This window comes from Micromonospora sp. NPDC005197 (genome assembly GCF_040608295.1).
Taxonomy (GTDB): domain Bacteria; phylum Actinomycetota; class Actinomycetes; order Mycobacteriales; family Micromonosporaceae; genus Micromonospora.
Genome location: NZ_JBEXHY010000017.1, coordinates 34,816 through 60,771, shown reverse-complemented (window position 1 = coordinate 60,771; position 25,956 = coordinate 34,816). Strand labels below are relative to the sequence as shown.

General features: G+C 67.7%; 23 protein-coding genes. 15 read left to right on the top strand and 8 right to left on the bottom strand.

Annotation, left to right across the window (positions count from 1 at the left end; all coding sequences use genetic code 11):
- Nucleotides 1–33: 33 nt before the first annotated feature.
- Both ABZU46_RS09320 and ABZU46_RS09315 read left to right on the top strand, forming a co-directional pair.
- Nucleotides 34–909 carry a PhzF family phenazine biosynthesis protein gene (locus ABZU46_RS09320; RefSeq protein ID WP_354855951.1) on the top strand — a complete coding sequence of 292 codons (876 nt, stop codon included), beginning with the start codon at nucleotides 34–36 and terminating at the stop codon, nucleotides 907–909.
- Between the two features lie 12 nt (nucleotides 910–921).
- Nucleotides 922–1,452 (top strand): hypothetical protein, encoded by a 531-nt coding sequence (locus ABZU46_RS09315; protein ID WP_354855950.1) that lies wholly within the window; start codon nucleotides 922–924, stop codon nucleotides 1,450–1,452.
- A gap of 15 nt (nucleotides 1,453–1,467) precedes the next feature.
- On the opposite strand, the gene ABZU46_RS09310 is transcribed toward ABZU46_RS09315, so the two are convergent.
- Nucleotides 1,468–2,193, bottom strand: a complete 726-nt coding sequence (locus ABZU46_RS09310; protein WP_354855949.1) for an HAD-IA family hydrolase — start codon at nucleotides 2,191–2,193, stop codon at nucleotides 1,468–1,470.
- Between the two features lie 106 nt (nucleotides 2,194–2,299).
- Between ABZU46_RS09310 and ABZU46_RS09305 the strand changes: the two genes are divergently transcribed.
- Nucleotides 2,300–3,241, top strand: a complete 942-nt coding sequence (locus tag ABZU46_RS09305) for a DMT family transporter (protein WP_354855948.1) — start codon at nucleotides 2,300–2,302, stop codon at nucleotides 3,239–3,241.
- A gap of 97 nt (nucleotides 3,242–3,338) precedes the next feature.
- Complete coding sequence (locus ABZU46_RS09300) at nucleotides 3,339–4,121, top strand: sigma factor (protein ID WP_354855947.1); 783 nt, start codon at nucleotides 3,339–3,341, stop codon at nucleotides 4,119–4,121.
- Between the two features lie 555 nt (nucleotides 4,122–4,676).
- Here ABZU46_RS09300 and ABZU46_RS09295 read toward each other — a convergent pair.
- Entirely contained in the window at nucleotides 4,677–5,309 is a 633-nt protein-coding gene (locus ABZU46_RS09295) for a 2'-5' RNA ligase family protein (protein ID WP_354855946.1), read from the bottom strand.
- Between the two features lie 14 nt (nucleotides 5,310–5,323).
- Entirely contained in the window at nucleotides 5,324–6,793 is a 1,470-nt protein-coding gene (locus ABZU46_RS09290; RefSeq protein ID WP_354855945.1) for a helix-turn-helix transcriptional regulator, read from the bottom strand.
- Between the two features lie 373 nt (nucleotides 6,794–7,166).
- Here ABZU46_RS09290 and ABZU46_RS09285 point away from each other — a divergent pair, with 373 nt between their 5' ends.
- The 11 genes from ABZU46_RS09285 to ABZU46_RS09235 are packed head-to-tail and all read left to right on the top strand — an operon-like array spanning nucleotide 7,167 to nucleotide 17,537.
- Complete coding sequence (locus ABZU46_RS09285) at nucleotides 7,167–8,573, top strand: APC family permease (RefSeq protein WP_354855944.1); 1,407 nt, start codon at nucleotides 7,167–7,169, stop codon at nucleotides 8,571–8,573.
- Nucleotides 8,570–9,583, top strand: coding sequence for an acetamidase/formamidase family protein (locus ABZU46_RS09280; RefSeq protein WP_354855943.1), 1,014 nt, complete (start codon nucleotides 8,570–8,572; stop codon nucleotides 9,581–9,583). Before ABZU46_RS09285 ends, ABZU46_RS09280 begins: the two co-directional genes overlap by 4 nt.
- A gap of 9 nt (nucleotides 9,584–9,592) precedes the next feature.
- Nucleotides 9,593–10,273 carry a GPP34 family phosphoprotein gene (locus ABZU46_RS09275; RefSeq protein WP_124771930.1) on the top strand — a complete coding sequence of 227 codons (681 nt, stop codon included), beginning with the start codon at nucleotides 9,593–9,595 and terminating at the stop codon, nucleotides 10,271–10,273.
- Nucleotides 10,274–10,295: 22 nt separating this feature from the next.
- A complete protein-coding gene (locus ABZU46_RS09270; RefSeq protein WP_354855942.1) occupies nucleotides 10,296–10,949 on the top strand; it encodes an N-acetyltransferase in 654 nt (217 codons plus the stop codon).
- A gap of 33 nt (nucleotides 10,950–10,982) precedes the next feature.
- Nucleotides 10,983–11,552, top strand: coding sequence for a DUF4254 domain-containing protein (locus ABZU46_RS09265; RefSeq protein WP_354855941.1), 570 nt, complete (start codon nucleotides 10,983–10,985; stop codon nucleotides 11,550–11,552).
- Complete coding sequence (locus tag ABZU46_RS09260; RefSeq protein WP_354855940.1) at nucleotides 11,549–13,456, top strand: hypothetical protein; 1,908 nt, start codon at nucleotides 11,549–11,551, stop codon at nucleotides 13,454–13,456. The genes ABZU46_RS09265 and ABZU46_RS09260 overlap by 4 nt, the downstream gene beginning before the upstream one ends.
- Nucleotides 13,453–14,007: a phosphoribosyltransferase gene (locus tag ABZU46_RS09255; protein ID WP_354855939.1), complete on the top strand. Its 555-nt coding sequence runs from the start codon at nucleotides 13,453–13,455 to the stop codon at nucleotides 14,005–14,007. Before ABZU46_RS09260 ends, ABZU46_RS09255 begins: the two co-directional genes overlap by 4 nt.
- Complete coding sequence (locus ABZU46_RS09250) at nucleotides 14,004–15,080, top strand: glycosyltransferase family 9 protein (RefSeq protein WP_354855938.1); 1,077 nt, start codon at nucleotides 14,004–14,006, stop codon at nucleotides 15,078–15,080. Before ABZU46_RS09255 ends, ABZU46_RS09250 begins: the two co-directional genes overlap by 4 nt.
- Complete coding sequence (locus tag ABZU46_RS09245; protein ID WP_354855937.1) at nucleotides 15,077–16,210, top strand: hypothetical protein; 1,134 nt, start codon at nucleotides 15,077–15,079, stop codon at nucleotides 16,208–16,210. Before ABZU46_RS09250 ends, ABZU46_RS09245 begins: the two co-directional genes overlap by 4 nt.
- A complete protein-coding gene (locus ABZU46_RS09240) occupies nucleotides 16,207–16,953 on the top strand; it encodes an SDR family oxidoreductase (RefSeq protein WP_354855936.1) in 747 nt (248 codons plus the stop codon). Before ABZU46_RS09245 ends, ABZU46_RS09240 begins: the two co-directional genes overlap by 4 nt.
- Nucleotides 16,950–17,537: a histidine phosphatase family protein gene (locus ABZU46_RS09235; protein ID WP_354855935.1), complete on the top strand. Its 588-nt coding sequence runs from the start codon at nucleotides 16,950–16,952 to the stop codon at nucleotides 17,535–17,537. The genes ABZU46_RS09240 and ABZU46_RS09235 overlap by 4 nt, the downstream gene beginning before the upstream one ends.
- Here the strand turns inward: ABZU46_RS09235 and ABZU46_RS09230 are convergent.
- From ABZU46_RS09230 to ABZU46_RS09210, 5 genes are all read right to left on the bottom strand, one after another.
- On the bottom strand, nucleotides 17,520–17,966 hold the full coding sequence (locus tag ABZU46_RS09230) for an NUDIX hydrolase (RefSeq protein ID WP_354855934.1): 447 nt from the start codon (nucleotides 17,964–17,966) through the stop codon (nucleotides 17,520–17,522). The two genes, ABZU46_RS09235 and ABZU46_RS09230, sit on opposite strands and share 18 nt — an antisense overlap.
- Nucleotides 17,967–18,182: 216 nt before the next feature.
- A complete protein-coding gene (locus tag ABZU46_RS09225; RefSeq protein WP_354855933.1) occupies nucleotides 18,183–18,899 on the bottom strand; it encodes a SprT family zinc-dependent metalloprotease in 717 nt (238 codons plus the stop codon).
- Entirely contained in the window at nucleotides 18,896–22,156 is a 3,261-nt protein-coding gene (locus tag ABZU46_RS09220; protein ID WP_354855932.1) for an HsdR family type I site-specific deoxyribonuclease, read from the bottom strand. Before ABZU46_RS09220 ends, ABZU46_RS09225 begins: the two co-directional genes overlap by 4 nt.
- Nucleotides 22,153–23,367, bottom strand: a complete 1,215-nt coding sequence (locus ABZU46_RS09215; RefSeq protein WP_354855974.1) for a restriction endonuclease subunit S — start codon at nucleotides 23,365–23,367, stop codon at nucleotides 22,153–22,155. Before ABZU46_RS09215 ends, ABZU46_RS09220 begins: the two co-directional genes overlap by 4 nt.
- Before the next feature lie 10 nt (nucleotides 23,368–23,377).
- A complete protein-coding gene (locus ABZU46_RS09210; RefSeq protein WP_354855931.1) occupies nucleotides 23,378–25,765 on the bottom strand; it encodes a class I SAM-dependent DNA methyltransferase in 2,388 nt (795 codons plus the stop codon).
- Nucleotides 25,766–25,956 lie beyond the last annotated feature (191 nt).

Below are 25,956 nucleotides of genomic sequence, written 5' to 3'. Positions count from 1 at the left end.
GGGCACCAGCCTAAGCGCCTAGTGTTTATCAACATGTCGACCTTGGCCTACGAGATCGTGGACGTCTTCACCGACCGCCCGTTCGCCGGCAACCCGCTGGCCGTGGTGTTCGGCGCGGAGGCATTGGCCACCGAGCAGATGCAGACGCTCGCGCTGGAGTTCAACCTCTCCGAGACGGTGTTCGTGCTGCCACCGACCCAGGTGGGGGCCACCTATCGGGCCCGCATCTTCACTCCGGCCGAAGAGTTGCCGTTCGCCGGGCACCCGAGTGTCGGCGCGGCGGTCACCGCGAGTCGGCGCGGATTGTTCGGTGTGGGGCAGGTCACCCAGGAGTGCGGCGCGGGTGTGCTGCCGGTCGAGGTGACCGCGACCGGGGCGACGCTCACCGGAGGCAGCCCCACCCTCGGCCCCGAGCTGGACCCGGAGCCGTTGCTGGAGATCGCCGGGCTGGTCGCGGACGACCATGACCATGCCGGGCCCGCCCCTCGGGTGGCCGGCTGCGGGCTGGAGTTTCCCTACCTGCCGGTCCGTCCGGATGCGGTGGCCAGGGCGCGGGTGAACCCGGCGGCAGCGGAACGGTACGGGGTGGCGCACGTCAGCGTCTTCTCCTGGGACGCCGGCACGCAAACCGCGCACGCCCGGGTCTTCGTGCCGGGGCTCGGCGTTCCGGAGGACCCGGCGACCGGCTCGGCGGCGCTCGGGCTCGGAGTCTGGCTGGTGGCGACCGGCCTGCTGCCGGGCGAGGGTCTGGCGCACTACGCGGTGCGCCAGGGCATCGAGATGAACCGCCCATCCGCGCTCGCCTGCACGGTGACCGCGGCGAACGGTGTGGCCGTCGGCGCGACAGTCGCCGGTCAGGTGATGCCGGTGGCCCGGGGCGAGATCGCCGTGCCGCCGTTCGTGGGCTGAGTGACGGTGCCGATGCGGGAGAATGCGGGTGTGACGGACGAGGATGCCTCCGGTGGCACGCCGCTGGTCGACGAGGCGATGAAGAAGGCCGCGGTGGCCTGGGTCAGCGTGTCCGGTGGCCCGGCGCTCGCGCTCTGGTGCGCGCCGCTGGAGGGCGCGCTCTTCGTGGTGAGCGGGCCGGGCGAGCAGGCCGCGCCGGGGCTGGCCGACGCGACCGAGGCGCAGGTCACCCTGCGCGGCGACCACGGAGGACGGATCGTCACCTGGCCGGCCCGGGTGACCCGGCTGGCACCGGGCACCGACGCGTGGGACACCACCGCGCCGCTGGTGGCGGCCAAGCGCCTGAACGCGCCCGGCCCGACCGCCGATCTGGTGGCCCGCTGGGCCGCCGAGGGTTGTGCGGTGAACCGACTCGTGCAGGCCGGCGAGCCGCTGACCGGCGCCGGCCTGCCGTCCGACGCGCAGGCCGAGCAGCCTCGGGAGACACCGGCGGTCCGCGCCACCCGCAAGCCGTTCCGCCTGCACCGGGTCCGCCGCCGCTGACCGCCGCCCGGCCGGTCAGCCCGTCGGACCACCCACCCCGACGGCAGCGACCCCCACGGCGGTGCCCGCGAGGTCGAGCACCTCGCGCAGGGTGCCGAGCGTGCGGCCGCGCCAGTCCCGGTCCGCGTTGAACACCATGTGCTCGGCCAGGTCGGGCGCGGCCAGCCGCACGGCGGTCATCCCGGCCCGTTCGGCGCCGGTCAGCTCCTGGCTGCCGCCGTCGCCGACGTACAGGCACTCGTCCGGCGCGAGCCCCAGCCGACGGCACGCCGTCAGGTAGAGCGCCGCGTCCGGCTTGCAGCGTCCGACCTGCACGGAGAAGACCCGCACGTCGAGCAGGGGCGCGATCGCGAGCTGCGGCAGGAAGGCCGGCAGTTCGTGCGTACAGTCGCTGACCACGCCGGTGCGCAGGCCGCGCTGGCGCAGCGCCGCCAGGACGGGCACCGCGTCGGCCCGCAGCCGGGTGTCCGCGCGGATCGCCCGGTGCCGGGACGCCACCGCCGCCCGCAGCGCACGGTCACTGGGGTGTACGCCGGCCTGGGCGCACACCCACCGCAGGGTCGCCTCCGCGTTGCCGAGTCGGCCGCTGGCCCGTTCGTAGTAGGTGCGATTCAACACCTCGGTCAGTGTCTCGGTGGGGCAGCCGAGCAGTTCCGCGGTGCCGAGGTGCGCGGCACCGCGCTGTACCGAACGGGTCAGGGTGCCGAAGAAGTCGAACAGCACCGCCTGGTAGCTGGACATGGGGGAACGCCTCCGGGCGGTCGAGGTTCGCCGGCGCGGAACCGCGTGATCGTAACGGAGTGATGACCCTCGGTGCTGACCGTCATACGTGTGAGGATTACGTCCCGTGCCCCCACCTTCACATCGGCCGACCCTGGATCCGCTGACCACCGGCGCGGTCGGGCTGGCCGTGGTCGCCGTGTCGTCGTCCGCGCCGCTGATCGCGTACGCCGCCGCTCCCGCGTTGGCCATCGCGTTCTGGCGCAACCTGCTCGCGGTGGCCGTGCTGAGCCCCTTCTCGCTGGCCCGGCGGCGCGCCGAGTTCCGCAGGCTGACCGTGGGCGCGGGCCGGCGGGAGGGGCTGTTCTGCGTACTGTCCGGGGTCGCGTTGGCCGGGCACTTCGCGACCTGGGTGCCGAGCGCCCAGCTCACCTCGGTCGCCACGTCCACCGCCCTGGTCGCCACCCAGCCGGTCTGGCAGGGGCTGATCGCCCGCGCTCAGGGGCGTCCGCTGCCCCGGGTGGTCTGGATCGGCATCGCGGTGGCGGTCGGCGGCGCGGCGGTCGCCACCGGGGTGGACGTGGGCGTCTCCGGCCGGGCCGTCCTCGGCGACGTGTTGGCGTTGGTCGGCGCCCTGTTCGCCGCCGTCTACACCGCCTTCGGCGAGCGCGCGCGGACCAGCATCAGCACCACCACCTACACCACCATCTGCTACGGGATCTGCGCGCTGATCCTGCTGGCCATCTGCCTGGTCGGCGGCGTCCGGCTGACCGGGTTCGACGGGCGTACGTGGTTGGCCATCCTGGCCCTGGTGGCCGGCGCCCAACTGCTCGGGCACTCGATGTTCAACTACGCCCTGCAGAAGATCCCGGCGACCACGGTGAGCGTGCTGATCCTGCTGGAGGCGCCCGGCGCGGCCCTGCTCGGATGGGCCTGGCTGGGTCAACTGCCCCGCCCGTACGCGCTGCTCGGGATGGCGCTGCTGCTGGTCGGGGTCGCGGTGGTGCTCGGCGGCCGGCGCAGCGAACCCACCGCGCTGCCGGCCGACCCGACACCGCTGGCCGACTGATCCCCGACACCGTGCCGCGACGACGTGAGGAACATGGACACGGGTTCCCTCCGCGGCGGGGTCGCCCGGCGTCTGTCCGGGTGAGGAGGGCGATCCGTTGACGACTGGGGACCGCGCCCGGGACGGCTTCGCCGACTTCGTCCGGGCCGAGACCGCCGGGCTGACCCGGTTCGCATACCTGCTGACCGGTGACCGGCACCATGCGGAGGACCTGGTCCAGGTGGCGCTGGCTCGCGCCGCGGTGCGCTGGGAGCGGATCGAGGATCCTCCCGCCTATCTGCGCCGGGTGCTCTGCACCCAGGCCCGCCAGTTGGTGGCGCTGGCGGCGGGCCCGTCCGGCGGAGCGGCTGGGCGGGGCGCGACGCCGACCACGACGACGAATACCCCACCCACGACCAGCCCGCCCCGGATGAGCGGTCCGCCTGATGAGTGGAAGCGGGACACGTGGCGTGTGCGGCGGCCTGAAGGCCGCACACGCCACCGAACCCCGCCCGCACGCGCAAACTCCCCGCCGGGCGGTGCCGTCGCCCACCGTGAGGGCATGCACCGAGGCGACCGGAGCGGACTGCGCGCGCGTCGGACGGGAGCTGTCAGAGTCTGTCTGCCGCGCCGTGCGGCGCAGCGTTCGCGCTCGCACTCACACCAGCGGCCCGCCGCTATGAGTCGCGGTGAGTGGCGAACATCTTCACTTCCGTGGCCACCAGAGGTACCGTCCGCAGCCCTTCACACACGTCGGAGCCGCCGCCGACTCCGGCCGACGGAATCCCGCGATCGATTCCCAGCGAGTCCTACAGCCAAAACGAAGGAGATGCCCATGGCCCCACACGTTGACCTCACGCCACGAGCCGTCCTGGGAGGGACATATGGCCACACGCCGTGACCAGAGATCACGTGCGAACACACGCCACCCGTCGCCGCCGACCCCGCCCACGCGGACAGCCGACGCCAAGGCCCCGACCGCGAACCCCGACTCCGAACCTGCCGTTCTCCCGGGGACGCTGTCGATAGCCCGCTACCTGACCGATCCCGACACCGAAACCGAGATTCAAGCACTGGCCGCCGAAGCCGGCCTTCCCACCGTCGACCAAGCCGCCACTCTCGCCCGCCTGCTGCGCCTGCACCAACCCGCACCGCCACGCGCCGCGTGAGCTGCGCCCGCCCCCGTAGGGGCGGGCGCAGCTCGCCTCACCCCGAACGCTGGTCCCGTCCACATCGCGCGGCAGAGGGCGACCCCCGCGTCGCGGCCACACCACTATGCGAGTCCCGGACGCCCCACGCCGACGCGGGAACGCCTACCACCTGTCGCCCAAGCTGCGTGACCAGAAGACCGCGCCGAAGCAAGTCTTCGGCCGGCCCCGCCCCGGCTGCAACATCGTCAACCTCCACACTGCCAGCGGCGACCAGCTAGCGCGGCAGGGGGCGCTGGAGATCGGCCTCAGGATCCAAGATCGATGGTCGCGTACGGCTCCCACACGTACATCCCCTCGTCGCGGTTGAGGACGATGAGCTGGCAGGAGTTGATCATTGCGTTCGCGCTGAGGTTCGGAGCGGAGGAGAGAGCCTCGATGAGCGGTGCCGCAGGGCCGTCGGTGTTGGTGTAGGCCAGGCTGAGGTGAGGGTTGTAAGGCTCGGCCGGCTCGGGTACTCGATCTTGTCCCCAGACGTCCGCGATGGCGGTGCGGATGGCGGCGCGTAGCTGCCGCACGGGCTCGACCGGGTCGACGGCGATCTGGATGGACTCGGGATCGATGTGGGGGGTGCCGATGGTGAGCTTGAAGGGTGCCAGACGCGCGCAGCGGTTCTTGGCGGCAGCCACGATGGCGTCGACGTCGTCGATAGCGACGTCTTGAACGAAGCCGATGCCCTGCATGGTGAGGTGCAGCCATTGGTTCGGGATGACATCAAGGCTGGGCTGCGAGGACAGCAGGGACCGGTACTGGTCGGCGAGTTCTTCGACCTCGGGCTGCCCGTCGAAGGTGATGTGCCAGGTGTAGAAGCGGGAGCCGATTCCCCAACCGGGTCGCCAGTACCAGTGGTTGCGGACGTCGGTGGCGTGCGGGACTGCCATGGGTTCTCCAGGTATCACGGAAGTTGGCGGGCGGCGCCGGTGGCGCAGAACTCGGTGATGGCTGCGTGGACACTGCGGGCCTCGATGCTCGTGCGCAGCGACGGGTCGCCGGCGAGACTTCGGCCGACGCCGCGCAGGCGGTGCACCAGCGGGTCGAGTCGCTGTTCGGGTGGCAGAGCGAGCACCGGAGACAGGACCGACACCGCGCCGTCGAGGCTGCCGGCTTTGAGGTGCGCTGCGGCGGCCCAGATGCGGATTTGCGCCAGTGTGCCGTACGCGACCGAGGGATCGGCGGCGGCTTCCGTGAGGGCGTGCTGGGCGTGCTCGATGGCGTTGGCGGCATCGCCGATGCGAAGCAGCACTGAACCGGCGTAGTTGTGTTGGCGCACCGTGCCGCAAGCTAGGAGGCCACCTACCGGGTCGCGGCTGGCATGTTGGCGGGCCTCCTCAGCCCGTTGCAGTGCCGCTCGGGCCGGCTCGGCAGCGCCGATCTCCGCCCACGCGTCGGCTTCCTGGCAAGCCAGCATGACCGCCGCGCTTCCCTCGGCGGCGTGGCCTAAGCCGCGTACGGCGGCGTTGGCCGCGTCCTCGAACCGCTGCTCCCACAGGTGAATCTTGCTGATTGTCGACAGGACCCAGGCGCGGAGCGTGTTGTCGCGGACGGTTTCAGCGCACATCCAGGCGGTGCGGGCCTGGGACTCGGCAGCGGCTGGGTGACCGAGGTCGCCGGCCATCCAGGCGAGCAATGTGCACAGGTAACCCGCCCAGGTGTAGAGCTCCCGAGTCTGGTCGGGATCCTGACGCCCGGTCTGCAAGAGGCGAAACACGCGATCCGCCAGGAGACCCGCTCGGGCGTAGACGATGACGGGTGGCTCATTCAGATAGTCGACAGCGATTCTGCGGGTGGAAGCGGCGACATCGTCAAGGGTGAAGGGCCCGACGTTGGAGGCTTGCGCCCATTCTCCGAAGCTGGCCGTACGTTCTGACACTGCTATCACCAATTCCGTCTCGTCCTGCAGAGCGCCGAGGTCCCACCGCAGAGGCTCAGTCATCGCGCCACGTGGTGCTGAGGCTGCGACGGATCGATTGGGCATCGGGGCGGCGTTCCGGCCGCTCAGAACCTCTCGGTCCGCGTCCGGCATAGCGGCCAAGTCGTCGAGGTCGACCAGACAGCTCGGTTCGGTCCCGAAGACATAGGCCAGGGCGTTCAAGGCGGCCAAGGTGGGTCGACGACCGCCGAAGGGCCACCGCTCGTAATCGCTGATCCGTGCCCCGGTGAACGTCGCCGAACCGGTTCCATTGGTGTTCAGCTTCTCTGCCACCGCGTCCTGGGTCCAACCGTGAGCCTGTCGAAAGGCATCCCGAGGACGCAGTCCAAAGCGTCGCTGCAGCTCGGCCGCGATGGCGGTCGGCGTCGCGCCGAATCCGGCCAGTGTCTGGCGGACGTGATCGCGCTGTGCCTTGGTGCCAGTCGTCCTCGCCATCGTCGGACACCTCCTCCGTGTGGCCTCCCGTCGCACGGTATCGCCGCTCTGGCCAGGTCCGGTACGGGTCCTGGCGAGGCCAACGGCCCTCGGCTGGGTAGATCCACCTCAGTTGATCAATATTCGTGCAGGTCGCAGGCGCGGCCGGGTGGGGGAAATTCTCGCCACTCGTGGGGATCCATCTGCGTGGATGCGCTTGGCAAGCTTGCCGCACCGGATCACCGTCGGTCCGGACGTAGCCACCACCGGTGACTACATCAAGTCGCTGCCAAGCACCGTCAATCGGAGCGCCGCTGCCGTCAGGTTTCTCTCGACCACCGGCAGGCGTCCCTCCGCTCCCCGCTCGTGCTTCTCACCCTCGTGAGGATCCTCAATGACAACTTCGAATGATCTGACCCGCTACGGCTATCGACAGGAACTCAGCCGCCAGCTCCGATCGCGGGACCTGGTGGCGTACGGACTGGTGTACATGGTGCCGATCGCGCCGATGGCGATCTTCGGCAGCGTGTACGCCGGCTCCGGGGGCATGGTCGCTCTTGCGTACGCGGTGGGTGTGGTGGCGTTGGTGTTCACCGCCTTCTCCTACGCACAGATGGTGAAGGCGTTCCCGATGTCGGGCAGCGTCTACAACTACGCCGGCCGGGGCATCAGCCCACCGCTGGGTTTCCTGGCCGGCTGGGTGATCCTGCTCGACTACGTGCTCGTGCCGGGGCTGTTGTACCTGGTGGCGTCGGTGGCGATGCACGCCACCGTGCCGGCGGTGCCGGTGTGGGTCTGGCTGCTCGGGTTCGTCGCGGTCAACACGATTATCAACTCGGTCGGGATCCGGCTGACCGCGATGGTGACCCGGGTGATGCTGGTCGGCGAGTTGATCGTCCTGGCGGTCTTCCTCGCTGTCGCCGGCTGGGCTCTTGCCTCCGGCAAGGGCCGGTTCAGCTGGGACGCCTTCTACAACTCCGACACCTTTACCTGGTCTCTCGTCGCGGGGGCGGTGTCGATCGCGGTGCTGTCGTTCCTCGGCTTCGACGGCATCAGCATGCTGGCCGAGGAGGCCAAGGGCGGGTCCCGGCAGGTGGGTCGTGCGATGGCCGGCGTCCTGATCCTGGCCGGAGTGCTGTTCATCGCGCAGACCTGGCTCGCGGCGATGCTCGTCCCCGCCTCCGACGCGCTGCTAGCTGAGGGTGATGTGAACGGCACTGCCTTCTACGACGCCGCCGCGGTAGCCGGCGGAGGGTGGCTGGCCACCTTGTGCGCTGTTGCGACGGCGGTCGCGTGGGGGTTGCCGAATTCGATGGTCGCTCAGGTCGCCACGTCCAGGCTGTTGTACGCGATGGCCCGCGACCGACAACTCCCGGCCTTTCTGGCGAGGGTGTCGGTGCGCCGCAGCGTGCCGATCAACGCCACTTTGCTGACCGGCGCCGTGTCCCTCGCCCTCGGCCTGTACCTGGCGACCCGGGCGGACGGGATCACGCTGCTGTCGTCGCTGATCAACTTCGGGGCGATGGTCGCCTTCCTCGTCCTGCACGTCTCCGTGGTCGTGCACCATCTGATCCGCCAGCGCAGCGGCAACTGGTGGGCGCACCTGGTCATGCCCGGCATCGGGTTCGCCATCTTGGCGTACGTGGTGGTGAACGCCAACATCGCCGCCCAGCGTCTCGGCTTGGCCTGGCTCGCCCTCGGCGTGCTGGTCCTCGCCGGCCTCTACCTGACCGGTCGGCGGCCCGTGCTGTCCGGCATGGCAGCCACTGAGGCCGCCGGGCGCGACATGGCGCGGGTGTGATCGCGATGGACCAGTTCACCTACCGGCCCGCCCGCGACGAGCTGGCCTACACCTTCGGCGGGCGTCTCCCGGTCGCGCACGTCCACTCCGGGGACATCCTGCAGGTGCACACCGAGGACTGCTTCGGCGGCCTCGTACGGGGACCTGCGGACCTGCCATCGCAGGTGTGCCGCATGCCGTACCTGAACCCGGTGTCGGGGCCGTTCTTCGTCGAGGATGCCGAACCCGGCGACACCCTCGCCGTGCACATCGCCTCCATCGTCCCCGCGAGGGACTGGGGCGTGTCGGCGACGTTCCCCTACTTCGGGGCGCTGACCTCGACTTCGCACACGGCCACCCTGCAACCGCCGCTGGATGAGCGGGTGTGGGTGTACGACATCGACCGTGCTGCGGGGGTGGTCCGCTATCACGCCACCGCGAGCGAGCACACTGTCGACCTGCCGCTGGATCCAATGATCGGCACCATCGGCGTCGCCCCAGGTGGCATGGAGTCCCGGTCCACGATCGTCCCCGACCACTACGGCGGGAACCTCGACACCCCCGAACTGCGTGCCGGCACCACCCTGTACCTCGGGGTCAACGTGCACGGCGCGATGCTGGCCCTCGGCGACGGACACGCCCGACAGGGCCAGGGAGAGGCGTGCGGCGTCGGCGTGGAGATCGCCACCATGACGACCCTGGCGGTCGAGGTCATCAAAGGTGCCGACACCGCCTGGCCACGCCTGGAAACGGACACAGCGATCATGTCGGTCGGCTGCGCGAGGCCCCTGGAGGACGCCTACCGCATCGCCCACCAGGACCTCACCGCCTGGACCGTCGACCTGTGCGGCCTACAGACCCTGGACGCCTACCAACTCATCTCCCAAGCCGGGCGGGCGCCCATCGGCAACGTCTGCGACCCCAACTACACCGTCCTCGCCGCCGTCGACAAAGCCCTGATCCCGCAATCGCTGCCCGCCTACCGCGACGCACACGCCCGGCTGCGGAACCTTGCCGGCGCTCGGGAGTAGGGACATCTGATGACCGCCTCGATACCCCAACTGCCGCTGCGGGATGAGCTGTTCCTACTCGGACACCACGACGACACCGGCCAACCCCACCTCCACCGCCAAGCGCTGGCCCTGGGCATGGCCGGCGGCGTTCTGATCGACCTGTTCCTCGCCGGGCGTATCACCCTCGATTCCTACGCCGACCGCCCGGCCGCGGACCGGTGGCTACGCCTCAACTCCGAGCAGCCGGTCGGCGACCTGATCGCCGACACCGCCCTCGCCGCGATCCACTACTCGCGCGCCACCCCGACCATGAAGGCGTTCCTGCGCAGCTTCGCCGACGACCTGTACGAGCGCACCCGCGCCGGACTCGTCGCCGCCGGGATCCTGCACCACACCGCCCGCCGCCGCCTCGGCGGCCTGGTCCGTGCCGACGCCTACCTCGCCACCGACACCAAATGGGCCGTCGTCGCCCGCTCCCGCCTGCGCTACCTCGCCGCCGGCCGCGAACCTCCCGACAACCACACCGCCGCCCTCGCCGGACTCGTCGCCGTCCTCGGCCTGGCCGACCACCTCTACCTCGACGACGACACCACCACAGTGACCGCGCACCTGAAGACCATCGCCGCCCAACACCACCGACCCATCCGGGAAATCACCGCCGCCGTCGACGCAGCAGTCGGTGACCTCGCCACCGCCACCTACCGATGACCGCCGAGGAGACAACACCACCGTGGACCCCAGCCTTCGTATCCGTGCCGCCCGCTGGCCAGACAGGCAGACCGTCGCCGCACTGATCGCCGACGCCCTACACCCCAGCCCGCTCGCCGCCTGGCTGGTCCCCGACACGGCGCAGCGCCGCCAAGTGCTGACCGACGTCCTGGCGGTATGGGTAGAGCACGCCATGTTCTTCGGCGACGTACACCTCGCCGACGACCTCACCGCCGCCATCGTCGGATTCCACCGCTACCGGCCGATCCCGCCGCCGGCCAACTACACGACCCGCCTCGTGAAGGCCGCCGGATCACATGCTGACCGCTTCATCGCCCTTGAGGGCCTACTCGCGCAGCAGCAGCCCACCGAGCCGCACTACCACTTGGCGTTCCTCGCCGCATCCCCAACCCATCAGCAGACCGGTCGCGGCGGTGCCCTGCTGGCTCACCACCGCGCCCGCCTCGACCGCATCGGCCTGCCGTCCTGGACCGCCGTCACCGCAGACGCGGAGCACCTGCTCACCCGCTACGGGTACACACCCCGCCCGCCCCTCACCGTGCCGGACGGGCCGAGCCTGCGCCCCATGCGCCGGAACCTTCACCAAGCCAGCAGCCCGACGCCGATCAATCCCACGCGACCGGTGGGCAACCGCTGGCAAGACCAGCACGCCTAACCCGTCCACCCCTCAACGGACAGAGGCTCAACCATGTCCCTCCATTCCGTCGGTGACTTACCAAGCGCCCCTGACCAGCAGTGTTGTCCAATGCTGCCCGGCTCAGACCTGATCATCAGTACGTTCGATGGCCGCCCAGAGGTTCCGCCAAAGGTTTGGGCGGTACCCCTTCATGTGGCATCCCGGCTCGCCTCACACCATCGCGAACAATGGGCGGCGGAGACGATCTCCCGCGACCCATCCGCTGACGATCACGCAGTGGCTGACGCCAAAAGGTCGATCGACCGCCTCAACGCCACCCGCATCGCTCTCATTGGTGAGATCGACTCATGGGTCGAGCAGGTGATCCAGCCTCCGCGCGGGGCACCGTTGCACACCGAGACGATCGGCTCCGTGATCGACCGCCTGGCCATCGCCTGGGTTCGGTGGAGGAGATTCTCGGAGACCGCCCACCTGGGCCTGCGCGACGTCGATCCTCCGCTGGCGCTCCAGCAGTTCACCGAACTCACCGAGGCCTTCGACACCCTTGTGCTCGACATCCATGAAGGCCGCCGCCGAGTTCCTCCCTGGCGGACGCTGAAGAGCTATCGGGAGCCGCGATGAGGATCGCCGTCACCCTCAACGGCGCCGACAACGTCGGCAAAACCACGAACGCCCGCTGGTTGGCCTCGGCGCTGCCGGACGTCGAGTTCACCGGGACAGTCGATCGGTGGGACCGGCGATGGGCCGAGGTGTCCCGACGAGACTTCAGTCAGTGGTGGTTCGTCGACAGCACCACCGACGAACACATCGACCTGGTGTTCAGCTCCCATGCCGCGCGGTGCGCCGGTGGTGGTCCCTTGGCGTTGGAGGACCGCGGTTGGCCGATGCTTGTGGCGACCTGCGCGGCGACGGCGGCCGTCAAGGACGGCATATCCACCGCCGAGGCGCTCGCGCAGGTCGAGACCAAAGCACGTCGCTACGCCCCTACGCCGCGCCGCGAGCTGCACCTGCTGCTGCGCCACAGCGACCAGGCGGTAGCCGAGGCGCACCACGCCGTGGCGCGTGAGCCTGTGCCGACCACCGAGCGCTACGTCGAGTATCAGCGGCGGCTGGCCGAGGCGATTGATCTTCAAGTCGATGGCGGGGAGTACCAGGCCATCGTGGTGCGCGGGGACCGCCCGCTCCTTGATGTGCAGCGTGAGATCCGCGAGGCCGTGGCGCAACTCGACGTGCCCGTCGCCCCGCTCCCACCGGACCGGATCGAGCACCTATGGGTGCTCGCTGGCATGTCCGAGAGCGGCAAGAGCACTGTCGGCGAGTTGCTCCGCACGGAGCACACGGCCACCCGCCTGAAGATCGGCTACCTCATGCAGCTTGCCGCCGATCGGCTCGGTAGGGCAGATCCGTATCGCGAATGGGACGAGCCGACCCAGGCGCAGATTCTCACAGAAGAGATCCTGCGGTTCGCCGCGCTGAACCCGGGTTCACACCGGATCAGTCTGGAGAGTGCCCACCGCTTCGACGCCACAGCACACCTCCGCAGGATCTGGGGCCAGCGCTGCGAGATCCTGTTCCTTCGCCTTCCGGACGGGCTTCGCGCGCAGCGCGCCACCGAGACCATGGAGTCGCTCTCCGCCCGCGACGCGATCAAGCAAAGCCGGGGCGGAGACCGGATCGCGTTGATCGCCGACACGGTCATCGACAACGGCCGCAGCCTGGCCGCGCTGAAGAGGGCAGTCACGGAAGTTGTTCACCGCAGGTCCGGGGCCATCGATCCGCCGCACTCGGACGCGGCGATCCCTGAGTCCCTGCAACCGGTACTCGCGGACTGCGTCGCCAGACTGACCGATTCTGAGACCGCGCTCGTCGCCGCCACCGGGAGCCTCGCCCATCAGGGCTGGCAATCGGGATGGAGCGACATTGACCTCCTTGTCGTACGCGACACGCTGCCGCTGGACTGGCTCCAGACCAGGCGCATACCCCAGAGCGGACCGGCGGGGGAGAAGATCGCATTGTCGTCGTTCACCACCCGGGAGATGCTCACCGGATCGGTCCCACCCCGAGTACTGCACGCTGTGCGGCAGATAGCCCACGACGGCTGCGGCGTGCTCTACCGCCGAAGCGGCCTCGTACTCAACGCCTTCGACGCACCAGCCGACGACCGCGCCTCACGAGGTGAACTGCCGCTCGTGGCGATGGTACTGCGGCGACTCGCCGCGAACCCCGAACCCGATGTCCGCGCTGTCTACAAGCACGTCGTGCTGATCATGAAGATCATCCTGCGCGCCGACGGGCTGGACCTCGACGGCAGCGAGGAGGTCCGCCTCGCCTTCGCCACCAGCCATCCGGACGCCGACGTCGAGCTCCCGGCAGTGGCTGAGGTCAGCGGCGACCGGTGGCGACAGGACGAAACCCTCTCCTATCGGGTCCGTGGAGCCGCCGCCAAAATCCTCGCCTACCACGACGTGCTCGGCTGCTCGGTCGCGCCCAACACGCCCCAAACGGAAGGATCAGATCTTCAATGACCACCGCCTTCGACAACGTTCTGCACGCCGAGCGAGTGACCCGGCTCGGGGTGGGAGACACCACTCGTCCGGTCCGCGTCGTCCACGGTCTCGATGGCATCCGCACCGACGTGGCCGCGGATCAGGTACTTGCGACGGGGCGCAGCTTGTGGAAGCGATGGTGCGAGCACCCGGCGTACCGGCCGCACGATCTTCTCCTGGGCCTCGACGCCGGCGGCATCGTGCCGACGATCGCGCTGGCCTGGGCCAGCGGTAGCCAGTATCGGCTCGCCTGGAAAGTCAACCTCGACCTACCCGGGAAGCTCGTGTTCCACGAGCCGCATGCCCGGCGTCTTGAGGTCTTCGCCTACGGCGACTTCACAGGACTACGCGTCCTCATCGTGGACGACGAGATCACCACCGGACTCACTCTGGCCAACCTCGTCAAGGCGCTTCGCGCGGCCGGCGCCGACATCACCGGCGCGCTCTGCCTCGTCGAAGACACCGCTGGTGAGGGCCGACAGCTACTCGAAGGCAACGGGGTCCCGCTGTGCGTACTGACCACGCTGTGACCCTCGTCGAGGAACCGGTGCGCCACCGCGGCGGGCGGTACCTCGTCCGACGTGAACAGGCACCGCTCGGCCGGCTCCTGCCGTACCGAAGGGCCAACGGAGAGACCCCGCCCCGACGGGCATGCCTCGACGCGGTACGTGAGAACGGGTGGCGCGTCGACTTCGGCTCTCGCGGACTCGGCGATCTGCTACTCGGCCTCGCCATTGCACAGGCGCTTCACGACGCCACACACGATCAGTTCGAAACCCTGGAGTACGCGGGCAGCCGGGCGGACCTGATCGCCCGGTGCACCCTTCCAGTCACGGTCACGGACGGCAACGGGCACCAACTGGGCACGCTCGGAAGCGACAACGCCTTGGAGTTCGACGCGGTCCCGGAATCGCCTCCAACACTGCTCGACCTCGTCGACGCCGACATGGTCGAGGTCCATGCCGCCCTGCCGATGCGCTACTACCTCGACATCGAGCAAACCCTCGGCGTCAGGCTCCCCGCATCCGATGACCCGTGCCCCAGGTTCCGGTCGACCGTCACAGCGCCAGAAGCATTCCACGTGGTCTTCGTGGCCACGACGAGTCGCCCCGACCGCAAGGACTACGGCATCGACAACTTCGGCTCCATCGCCGAACACCTGTCGGCCCGCCACTCGGGCGCTTGGCGCTTCAGGCTGGTGACACCACCGGGCCACCAGCCTCCGGCATCCGTAGGGCGGATTGAGGTACTTCATTCACCAACGGCGGTCGACTGCATTGACCTCTTCGCCACCGCCGAGCTGGTCATCGGCAACGACACCGGCCTGACCCATCTCGCCGCGCTCACTCTCCGAGCGGACGGCACCCAGCCGCATGTGGTCGGCCTCTACGGACGACACGGCTACGCCAAGTGGATCACCGGATCGCCACACCACCACGCGGTGGCCACCCCGTTCTCGCACCTGATGTCGCTCGCCGACGCGTGTCCCGTGCGGGACCGCTACGACGACACCGTCTGGTCCACCGCGAGCGACCTTCGGGCCATTCCCGCCAAGGACATTGCCGACTTCGCGGGGCAGTGCGCCGGGTGGTGGCAACGATGATCCGGGTCGCCCGCTACCGCCGATTCACCATGAACCGCACGTTCCACCTCGACATCGGCTCACACCGCCTCTTCGCCAAGGTGAACCCGAACCTGGTGGAGGCCGCCGCCGAAGCCGCCGGATACCAACGAATCCGCCACCACTACCGGGTCCCGAGGCTGCACTCCCAACACCGCTTCGGCCAGTGGACCATCACCCTGTACGACCGCCACCAACCCGACCTTCCGGACACGGGCCTGCTCCTCGACGCTTTCACATCGACCGATGCAGACAGCACGGCCAACCTCGATCGCGGGCTCGACGCAATCCTCCGGCATTACCGCCGCACCATCGACGCGACAATCTGCCGCGTCCCCGCCTCGCGCACCAACGGCAAGCTCTACCGCGACCGGGCCCAGCCAGGCGGAAGGCTGGACCACTACTACGGCCACGACCCGATCGTGCTCAAACTGGCCGACGCCGACGGTCTCCGACCCTCCGAGCTGCGGGAGACCACCCTCGTGGTCAACGGACAGCCTCGACGGCTCGACTTTCCTGCCCTCGTCAGCGAGCTACGCGACGACTTCCACCCCGACGAGCAGGTCTGGGCCGCGATAACCCAGGGCGACCCCACCGACTTCAACATCGGCCTCGACGCCGACAGCAGGCCCGTCTGGTTCGACTACGACACCGCAGGCCTCAACGCGCTGCCCGGCGAGATCGCCTGCTTCCTCTGGTACCAGAGATTGCACGGCGCTTGGCTCGTCCCTCACTACAACACCGGCGCCTACGCCGACCACACGATGGCACTCGCCGAAGCTGTCGCGCCCACCGTGCGGCTCAAGAGACTCTCCCGGCGATCGGTCGGCATCGACTACCAGCACCAACCATCGTCGGCCCGGCAGCAAACCATCACCCGATACCTCACGACGCTCGCCCGGCCGCTCGCACTCTCCGCCGCCACCGACCTACTCACCTGGATACGCCCATACCTCGCCATGCGGATCCTCGCCGTCTACCCACTACAGCTCCTGGAACCCCGCGACGCCGCTCTGTCGCTGAGCCTGCTCGCCGACCTCTACGCACCCGACGCCGACCTGGAGCAGATCCTCGGGCTCACCACTCAGATGCCAACGGAGCCGCCCTCATGAGCCGCCCCATCGCCGTCATCACCGGAGCAGGCACAGGCATCGGAGCGGCCACCGCCACCCGGCTGTCCGCCGACTTCGACCTCGTCCTGACCCACCGCCACGACGACACCGACCTCGCTGCGGTCGTCGAGGCCGCCCGCCGTCACGGCGCACAGGCCCACACCGTCACCGGCGATCTGACCGTCGCCGACACCCAGACCGCACTCCGCGCCACCATCGAGCAACATGCCACCCAACTCACGGCCCTGATCAGCAACGCCGGAGCGTACCCCCGCATCCCATGGAGCCGGACGGACCCCGACGTCCTCCGCGACCAGCTCGAACTCAACCTCGTCACGCACGCCGCCGTGATCCGCGCCGCCACGCCCGTCTTCATCAGCAATAACTACGGGCGCATTGTCGCCGTCTCCTCAGTCATGACCCAGCTCGGACGCGTCGACCTCGCTGGCTACATCGCCGCGAAAAGCGGCCTGGAAGGACTTGTCCGCGCGCTCGCCCGCGAACTCGGCCCCCACAGCATCACCGTCAACACCGTGCGGCCCGGCTCGATTGAGGTCCCCGCAGAACACCACGTCGTAACCGATCACGCCGCCATGGTCCGACGCCAGTTCGACCGACAGTGCATCAAACGACGGGGTCAACCCTCAGATGTCGCCGCCGCCATCGCCTTTCTGACCACCGCGGAAGCGGGGTTCATCACCGGCCAAGCGATCAACGTCGACGGCGGCTGGCACCTGTCATGACCACCCTCTGGATCCGCCACGGAAGCAGCCTCGACGGAATCACCCGACCCCACGCCCATGCCCGACCCGACACGCCGCTCACCGCGCGCGGCGCGGCACAGATCGCCGCCACCGCCCACGCACTTCGTGACTGCGGTATCCGGCCTGCGATCGTGTTGACCAGCCCGCATCCGCGCGCTACCACTAGCGCGGAAATCCTGGCTGCGCTGCTCGGCGTGCCGCTCGCCGCGCCGAACCCGCTGTACGCCGAGTGGCGGGCCCCCGACTGCGTCCTCGGTAAAGAACCTGACGACTACCCACCCGAGTACCGGACCTGGCGCACGCACCGGCTCCGCGACCCGGACTCAACCCTGATCGGCGGCGAAAGCCTTACAGCGCTTTACCAACGGGCGACGGCTGCCTCGGCGATCCTCGGACACGCGAGTGAGGGAATCACAGCATTGATCGTCTCGCACCGAGTGCTCATCGGCGCCGTCGCGGCGATCACCGCAGGAGCGAGCGACCCTCAGGATGTATTCCAAGCCGCCTGCCGCTTCACGCTCGCACCGGCTGGGATCTGGCCCGCCTTAGCTGAACTCCGATAGCAAGGCATCGGCGTTCGCGAGGATGAACTCCTTCAGGGCTTCAGGCTTCAGGTCCACCTCAGGGAGGCGGTCGACGGCCACCCGGTCCAGTGCATAGCCACCACGGCCCGGATCAGTGAACTCCGCACCCGTACGGGCACTCTCGTCTACCAGGGTGAGCCGGCAGGAAACGAAGTGTTGTACGGACACTCCCTCGCCCGACGGCGAGCTGAACAAGAACACCTGGCTAAGCCGCTCTGCCTCCGCGCCCAGTTCCTCCCGCAGCTCACGTTGCAGGGCTGCATCGAGGGATGCGTCAGTCGGTTCAAGGCCGCCACCGGGCGCAGTCCAGTAAGGAGCTTGGCCAGGCTTCGTCCTCTTGATCAACACGAGCTGATTGCGTTCGTCCCACAGGATCGCCCGTACCGACCGACGTACGACCTCACGCATGTAGACCCCTATCAGCACTTGCTCAAGGCGCGGGCGATCTGAAGTTACACCGTGACGTAGTGCAAGCACAAAATGCTCAGATTGCGTACCGTGAGCGTGACCTGGTCTCGAGAGTGGCGGGGCAGACGACCCGATTCAGGCGAGGATGAACAGTTCCCGTGCGACGACCATAGCTGCAGATGGCAGTGACTCTCGCCAAGTAATGCTCATCGAACGTCAACCCATCCATAGTCGGGCACCGGCGCCGAGCAGATCGGACTTGCGGCGTTCGTAGTCGGGCATAGCCCGTTCCACCATCGCCCAGAACGCGGGCGTGTGCTGCGGGTGCGCCACGTGCGCGAGTTCGTGCACTAGCACGTAGTCGATCAGCGACGGCAGTAGCTGCAAAGTTGCCCAGTGGATGTTGAGCCGACCATTGGCGCTCAAGGATCCCCACCGATAGCCGAGGTCCCGCACGTCCAGCCCGGTCGGAAACAACCCCATCCGGTCGGTCCACGGACGGATCCGGCCCGGCAACCACTGGCGGCCCCGAGCGCGATACCAGCGGACCAGATATCCGCTCGGGTCTGGGCCGGCCGCCGCCTTTCGGGGAAGAAGCAGCCGACCGCGCTCCATCCGTACCTCATCGGTGTCTGCGAGGAGCAGGCGGTGGCTACGACCCAGGTAGCCGAACCCCTCCCCGCTGACAAACTCCTTTGCTGGCCGGGCGGATAGCAGGAGGTCCTTCTCGGCCAGCTTGCGGTAGACCCACATCCGTTTGGAGTACGCCCATGCGGCCAACGCATCAGGTGGGCATCCGGTAGGTGCCTGCAGGTACAGCGACCCGTCCCGGTCGACGGTGATGCCGACGGTGGCGCGGCGCGGCGACTCGCGGACCGCGAAGTGCAGGTCACCGATGAGCATCGTGTCGGGTAGCGCTTCGGCCACGCTCATGGCGACGACGCCAGCCGGTGGTGGTTGTGCTTGGCTAGCTCGAGCAGCCGGTCGGCGAGCGGTCGCAGCATGGCGTACTTGAACAGGTCGCTGCCGTCCTCCAGCCGGCTGTCGTCCAGTCGCGCGATGATCGCCCGGCGGAGCTGTTCGCGCTTGTGCGGGTTGTCCCAGAAGCCGACCAGGCGTATGTCGTCGCGGATGAGGTGTACGACATCGATGGTGGCCTGCCGTAATGGTCCGGTGATCTCGGCGGCGACCGGTCGGCCGTAGTCGGCCAACTCTTGAGCGATGAGGTCGTGGAACGGTGCCTCGATACCCGGGTCGAGTCCGTTGCTGTCCTCGGTTCGCCCAGAAGTCACCACCGGTAGAAAGTCGGCCAGCACCAGCGCGAGCTGCTCCCACTGGTCCCGCAGCTGGCTGATGATCTGCTCCAGGTGCTCGGACAGCCGCTGGTAGTGAGCCGGGTCGGTGTCCATGCGCTCGCCAATGTGGTGCCGGATGGCATGCTCCATCTCCGATGCCTTGGCCCGCGGGCTGGTCAGTCCGCTGACCTTCTCCGCGTAGTCGGCCGAGGTGATGGAGATCGGAGGGATCTTCTGGCTGATGCCCAGGGACTGGACGTGCGCGTCGATCAGCGCTCGGACCTTCTCGCCGTAGACCCGAACGTCGAACAGCGTGTGGTCGCGGTAGCGGCGGCGGGCCAGCAGCGCGATCGTGCCGAACGCCTTCGCGTCGGCCACATACGGCAGGGCCTTATCCGACGGCAAAACGATCTCCATGCTGCGGTTGAACGCCTTGAGTGCTGCCTCGAACCTGGCCCGCAGCCGCTCCTCGGCCAGCGCCTCCACGCAGGCGTCCTGCGCCGCCACAGTGCTGAAATCGCTGATGCCCGCGAAGAGCTGACGCACCGCGGCGTGCGCGGCGGCCAGCCGCGGCACCTCGTCGTTGAGGCTGGTCAGCGCGCCGTCGATGTCGTCGTCTGCATACGCTTCCAACGCCTGCGCAAGGTGGTGCGCGACGCCGTAGTAGTCCACGATGTAGCCGACGCTCTTGCCCGAGGTGGTGCGGTTGACCCGTGCGATGGCCTGTAGCAGGTCCGCCTCTCGAATCGCCTTATCCAGGTAGAGCACCTGCTCGCGAGGTGCGTCGAAGCCGGTCAGCAGCATGGCGTTGACGATTAGCATCGCCACCGGGCTGGTCTGGTCGGCGGGTACGCCCGGCATGGGCAGCTTCTTCTGTTTGAAGTCGTCGACTACCTGCTCGTACCCGCTGGTCCACTCCACGATGGGTGCCTTGTCGTTCTGCGTGCCAGAGATCACCGGTACGAAGTCGAGCTGCGCGATGACGTCCCGATAAGGCCACGCCCGCACCAGTAGGGCACGCTTGGCGGCCAGCCGATCGATCCGCTCCAGGGCGTCTGGGGTCTTCCACGCCGGATCGAGTGCATCCAGCTCAGCGGTCAGGGCGTCCCGGGCAGCCAGGAACGCGGTCCGGTAGCGGACGGTGGCGAGTCGGCTGGTGGCGACCACCTGCGCCTTGAAGCCGTTCGGCAGCACCACCTCGACATAGTGGCGCAGCATGTTCGCCGCCTTTGCGGCGACGAGCTGCTCGGCCTCGGCGACGTGCCGCTTGGTGGCGTACCGCTTCTTCAGCTCCTCGGTCTGCTCCTGTGTGAGCCCGTAGAGGTCAATAAACTCGTCGATGTCGTCAGCGTCTTTGATACCGCCACGGGTGGTACGGCCCTCGTACAGGATTGGCACGGTCGCCCCGTCGGCCTCGGACTGGCGGATGTCGTACCGGTCCAGGTACTCACCGAAGATCGTATGGGTCTTCTTCTTTGCGCCCATGATGATCGGCGTTCCGGTGAACCCAACCCTGGCCGCGTTGGGCAGCGCCTTCTGCAACGCCGCGTGCAGCGTGTTCGAGTGTGACCGGTGCGCCTCGTCGACCAACACCAGCACCTCGGGGGACTTGTCCAGCTCGCCAATGTTCTTCAGTGCAGCGTCGTCGGTCTTCTTCGCCTGAGGGTTGCGGTACTTCTGCACCATCACGAATGTCAGTGCCTTGCCTGGGATAGCAAGCAGTTCCTTGGCCTTGGCCACCTTGGTCGCCGTATGGACCGTTTCCCCTGTCAGCTCCGCTGTGTCGGCGAGCTGCTTCTGCAGATCCTTGCGGTCGGTCACCACTACGACCTTGAACCCGACCAGCGCTGGGTGCGATCGCATGGCCCGAACCAGGAACACCATGGTCAGGCTCTTGCCCGATCCCTGGGTATGCCAGATGATCCCGCCGCGCCTATCGTGCTCGCCGTCCTGCGCCCGGGTCGGGCCGGTCAGCAGCCGCTCAATCGTCGTCGAGACCGCGCGGTACTGCTGGTACCGCGCGACAACCTTGATCTTGCGATCCTCCGGCTGCATGAACAGCGTGAAGTGCCGCACCAGGTCCAGCAGCCGGGCCGGATGCAGCATCCCTGCGACCAAGCGCTGCTGCGAAGACAGCCGCGCTACACCGAGGCGGGCCTTAACATCCTTCTCGGGTACCGGCGCCGTGGTCTTCCACTCGGCGTAGTGCTCCACCAGCCCGGTGAATGTACCGGCCTTCGCCTCCTCGAAGCACGTCGCCACCACGAACTGATTGGTGTGGAACAGTTGCTCGCTGCCCTCCGGCTCCACCGACTCCCGCTGATTGGCATACCGGCGAAGCTGCTCGACCGCCTCACCGACCGGATCCGGCTTCATCGGCGACTTGGCCTCGACCACTACGAGCGGGATCCCATTCACGAACAGCACCGCGTCCGGCCAGATGGACGCCCGCCCGCCGGGCGTATCCACCCGGAACTGGTTGACCACAAAGAAGTCGTTACTGGCAAGCGGATCGGGGCTAGTCCAGTCGATGAAGCGGACGGTACGGACCCGGCCGCCGTCCCAGCCGTCCACGCCATCAACGGTGGCGCCGAGCAGCAGCCGCTCGGTCAACTCCTCGTTGATCTCAAGCAGGGATGTCGCCTGGGGCCGGGTGAGCTGAGAGATCGCCTGGCTAATCCGGCCGTCGTCGAGCCACTCGTTACCGTCGTCGTCCAGGTTGACCCGGCGCATAGCGGCCCGGAGCCTGTCGAGCAGTAGTACCTCCCGGAAGCTCTCCCGCCCGGTCACCGACGGCGGATCGGATCTCGTCGGTTCAATGTGCTGCCATCCCATCGCCGTGAGTTGCCTAACCAAAGGCAGCTCTACCCGCTTATACTCCGGCCCGGATGTCACGACGCCACATCCTCCCCAACGCTGCGCACCCGCCCCGTCAACAGGTCTTCCATTAGCCCTTGCTTTAGGTGCCTAAGCTTGTCACGTTCGCACCGTGTCCGGTCGATTGATTGTTCGTGTGTGCGCAGGGCGTCGGCGATCCGGTCCTGTTCCTGCCGCGATGGCCAAGGAATCTTCAGTGACAACAGGATCCCAGTGTTAAGGTTGACCATTGTTGATCCCACAGCGACTGCAGCAATTTGTCGTTGGCAGATGTCATGCCTATACATCGCCGCCAACCAGTCGGAATTTACCGCTACTCCCGGGCGCAGCAGCAGGCAGCCCGTACCACAAAGCCATCCTTGCTGCCCTGGTGAGACCACCGCACACTTAGTGAGATCACCTCGTCGCGCAAGCACGACATCACCCGCGCGCAGCCGGTGCCTGCTCAGCATGGACGCGCGCGCCTCAGTGACACGGGCAGCGCCGCTGTCGTCGATGCGCCCGCCGGCGATGTCCTGCGGCATGACGACAGGTACGCCATGCCTGACGTACTCATGTGCGTGAAGCTGACTGCCAAAGGGTCCCGTCTGTACGACCGCTCCGGGGCTCAATGCGAGGCGATTGGCAAGCTGGTCCACCTCGAATCCCCGAGCGAGAAGATCGTTGTGAACAGCTTCGAAGGTTGCTGTCTGGTTCTCAATAAGGCGCTCGGTGGTGCTAATCGACGCGTCTGCGGAATCCAATATTTCAGCAATCCTGAACTGCTCTCGCCGAGGCGGCACGGGGATCGGCATGGCGTTCAGCTGTCGGGAGTTGATCGTGTAGAGGCCGGAACTCGTTGCGCACATCCGCCGCCAATAAGCTTTTGTAATTTCAGAATTTAGCCAGGCAAGGGCGAATTTCGGGTGCAGTGACTTGGATCGCAGCCTAAAAAGATGGTTTTGGAATAGCAGGCCGGCGCTCGACGGTCCAACGATCGAGCATCTTCCGATCTCGCGGGGGTTCGCGTGTCCTTCTACGATCAATAGATCGTCGATCTGGGTGGCATACTGTACGATCTCGGACTTCGAAGCCTGCAGGTGGGAGACGTCGCTAAGATTAATGTATCCACGCTGAACGTTCGCCACCCGGAGGTAAGGCGCAGCACCCGCCCGTGGTGCCCTATGGGGCCCGAGAGTGATTCCCGCCTTAATGTCAAACTCTTGACCAATGCTGGAGTGGCGCCACATAGGGATCGGCTCACGCATAGCCGAGCTCCCTAAGGCTGCCATTAAGTCGAACAATTGCGGCTTCGCGCTGAGCTTGGATAGAGGCATGGGAGGCAGCGTACTTGTCCCACCAGATCTCCAAGGCGATGACGAGCTGACGCCGGTGGGTGCTGGCGTAGCCGTCGAGTTGGGCGGTCAGGCCCTCGTGCCAGATAGCCATCACTAGATCCTGTTCCTGCGCACCTGTCAGCGCTGCACGCGCCTTGTCGAGGGTGGCGATGAACTGTGTCTTTAGCTCGCGCTGCCGTTTCTTGGCTTTGACTAGTTCGGCCTTGAACCGCCTCAGCTCGGCAGGACTAACGGCATCGTCGGTTGATTCGTCGTCCTCGCTCGCGGTGGTGGTGGCCGCCTTGACTTGGGCGTCGAGTTCGGCGCGCTCGGCCTCCACTTTCGCCAACTCGTCCAAGTACTCCGGGACCAGCCTCGGGACGAGGCGGTGCTCCAGCGGATCGGTTCGGGACTTCTCGTCTTCTAGAGCGGTGCCGATCGTCGTGACCCAACCGTCGATCACGCCGCCGAAGCCGTGCGTGGCCAAGGTTCGCAGGTCGAACTGGTTGGCATCCCACCAGCGCACAATCACGCCCGCAATCTGAAATCGGTCGAGTAGCCCGACGGGCAGCAGGGCGGTAGTGAATGAGTCGATCAGCTCGGTGCGGGCGGCCATTAGCCGCTTCGTCGAGGGCAGCTCGACGACCAGCTTGCGGTGCTCGTTCCACCAGTCGCGCTGGGCGGCGGCCAGCGTCGCCTCGCGGGCGCGTACCCCGGCATGGTCGGTGACCAAGGCGCGGAGCGCGGCGCCGTCAACACCCGGTGCAAAGTCGTAGTAGGCGTCGTCTCGCTCCACGAACACGGCGTCGGTGGTGAAGCCGTGCGCGGCGAACAGGTCCGCCTTATCGGCGACCTCGGCCCTCGGTACGCCGCCGTGGAGGTGGGCGCGCACGTCGTGCGGCTCGGGCGGCAGGGCGTTGTCGGCGTACCGTCGGATATTGAGATTGTCGTCGTTCTTCCGCAGTTCCTCGCGGGTCACAATGCGCGCGTAGCCGGGAATGTCTCTGAACGCCTCATACGCGTACACAATCTTTTCAATGTGCTCGGGCAGCAAGTAGTTCTGGGCGCGTCCGGCGGCGTACTCGTGGTCGGCGTTGATGAACAGCACTCGACCGGCCCGCTCTGGCGGCTTAGATTCGGGCGCGCGCAGCACCAGCACGCAGGCGGGGATGCCAGTGCCGTAGAACAGGTTCGGAGCCAGGCCGATGACGGCCTCGATGACATCGTCGTTCAGGAGGTTGGTGCGAATCTCGCGCTCGGCGCCACCGCGGAACAGCGCGCCGTGCGGCATGACAGTGGCCGCGACGCCGTTGGCCCTGAGCACCGCAACCATGTGCTGGACGAACATCAGGTCGGCTTTCTTGCCGCCCTCCGGTGCCCAGCCCCAGCGGAAGCGGTTGCTGTAGCGCATGCCGTCGCTGGAGTAGTTCAGCGAGAACGGCGGGTTGGACAGCACCCGGTCGAACAGGTCGAGCTGGCCGCCCTGGGCGTGGCGCGGGTTGGCCAGGGTGTCGTCGTTCTCGATCTTTGCATCGGGGATACCGTGCAACAGCAGGTTCATTTTGGAGATAGACCAGACGCTACCGGCGTTCTCCTGCCCGGCTAGCACCAGGTTGAGCGGGTTGCCGCCGTGCTCCTCGACGTGCTCTTTGGCGTGGATCAGCATGCCGCCGGAACCCGAGCACGGGTCGTACACGCTCATACCTTCGGCCGGCTTAACTAGCCGAACCATCATCCGGACCACTGCCCGGGGGGTGTAGAACTCGCCGCCCTTTTTTCCGGCCGTGTCAGCGAACTCCTTGATCAGATACTCGTACGCGGCGCCCAGGAGATCCGGGAACTCAAAGTCCTCGGTGCGCAGCCGGTGCCGGCCGAAGTGTGCGATCAGGTCCCGCAGCTTTTTGTCCGAGATGCGTGAGTTGCCGACCTGCCGGTTGAAGTCGATGTGCTGAACGACTCCCTCCAGCGAGTCCGGGTTGGCGTCCTCCAGGGCAGACAACGCCTTGTTGACGCCGTCGCCGACGTTGTCGTGGAGCCGTCGGAGGTGGCCCCAGCGGGCGTTTTTCGGGACGAAGAACGCCTCCCGGTACGACTCCGGCTGCTCCGCGCGGTGCTCGGCCTCCTGCGGGCCCCGGTCGGCGTAGCGGGCCAGGACCCGTTCCCGTTCGGCGTCGAACATGTCCGACGCGCGCTTCAGGAACAGCATCCCGAAGATGTACTCCTTGAACTCCGAGGCATCCATCTTGCCCCGCAGGATGTCCGCCGCCGCGAACAGATGCCGCTCCAACTGCGGCAACGTCAACTTCCGCACCCGCTCCACCCTCTGCGATCGCCCGTGGTCGTGCAACCGCTCAGCCTAGGCCCGCGCAGGCCGCCGCCCGCGCGCGGATCACCCGCGCGTCGCGCAGGGTTTCAGGGTGCCGATCGTGATAGATCGTTTGAGTAGGTAACCCAGGGATGTGCCTGGTGGCTGGTGCACGTGGTGGGTCATGCCGGGCAATA

Excerpts from the sequence above, each read along its gene's own strand:
- ABZU46_RS09320 (WP_354855951.1), top strand. The coding sequence starts at position 34 with ATGTCGACCTTGGCCTACGAGATCGTGGACGTCTTCACCGACCGCCCG.
- ABZU46_RS09315 (WP_354855950.1), top strand. The coding sequence starts at position 922 with ATGCGGGAGAATGCGGGTGTGACGGACGAGGATGCCTCCGGTGGCACG.
- ABZU46_RS09310 (WP_354855949.1), bottom strand. The coding sequence starts at position 2,193 with ATGTCCAGCTACCAGGCGGTGCTGTTCGACTTCTTCGGCACCCTGACC.
- ABZU46_RS09295 (WP_354855946.1), bottom strand. The coding sequence starts at position 5,309 with ATGGCAGTCCCGCACGCCACCGACGTCCGCAACCACTGGTACTGGCGA.
- ABZU46_RS09290 (WP_354855945.1), bottom strand. The coding sequence starts at position 6,793 with ATGGCGAGGACGACTGGCACCAAGGCACAGCGCGATCACGTCCGCCAG.
- ABZU46_RS09285 (WP_354855944.1), top strand. The coding sequence starts at position 7,167 with ATGACAACTTCGAATGATCTGACCCGCTACGGCTATCGACAGGAACTC.
- ABZU46_RS09275 (WP_124771930.1), top strand. The coding sequence starts at position 9,593 with ATGACCGCCTCGATACCCCAACTGCCGCTGCGGGATGAGCTGTTCCTA.
- ABZU46_RS09265 (WP_354855941.1), top strand. The coding sequence starts at position 10,983 with ATGTCCCTCCATTCCGTCGGTGACTTACCAAGCGCCCCTGACCAGCAG.
- ABZU46_RS09260 (WP_354855940.1), top strand. The coding sequence starts at position 11,549 with ATGAGGATCGCCGTCACCCTCAACGGCGCCGACAACGTCGGCAAAACC.
- ABZU46_RS09255 (WP_354855939.1), top strand. The coding sequence starts at position 13,453 with ATGACCACCGCCTTCGACAACGTTCTGCACGCCGAGCGAGTGACCCGG.
- ABZU46_RS09245 (WP_354855937.1), top strand. The coding sequence starts at position 15,077 with ATGATCCGGGTCGCCCGCTACCGCCGATTCACCATGAACCGCACGTTC.
- ABZU46_RS09240 (WP_354855936.1), top strand. The coding sequence starts at position 16,207 with ATGAGCCGCCCCATCGCCGTCATCACCGGAGCAGGCACAGGCATCGGA.
- ABZU46_RS09235 (WP_354855935.1), top strand. The coding sequence starts at position 16,950 with ATGACCACCCTCTGGATCCGCCACGGAAGCAGCCTCGACGGAATCACC.
- ABZU46_RS09230 (WP_354855934.1), bottom strand. The coding sequence starts at position 17,966 with ATGCGTGAGGTCGTACGTCGGTCGGTACGGGCGATCCTGTGGGACGAA.
- ABZU46_RS09225 (WP_354855933.1), bottom strand. The coding sequence starts at position 18,899 with ATGAGCGTGGCCGAAGCGCTACCCGACACGATGCTCATCGGTGACCTG.
- ABZU46_RS09215 (WP_354855974.1), bottom strand. The coding sequence starts at position 23,367 with ATGTGGCGCCACTCCAGCATTGGTCAAGAGTTTGACATTAAGGCGGGA.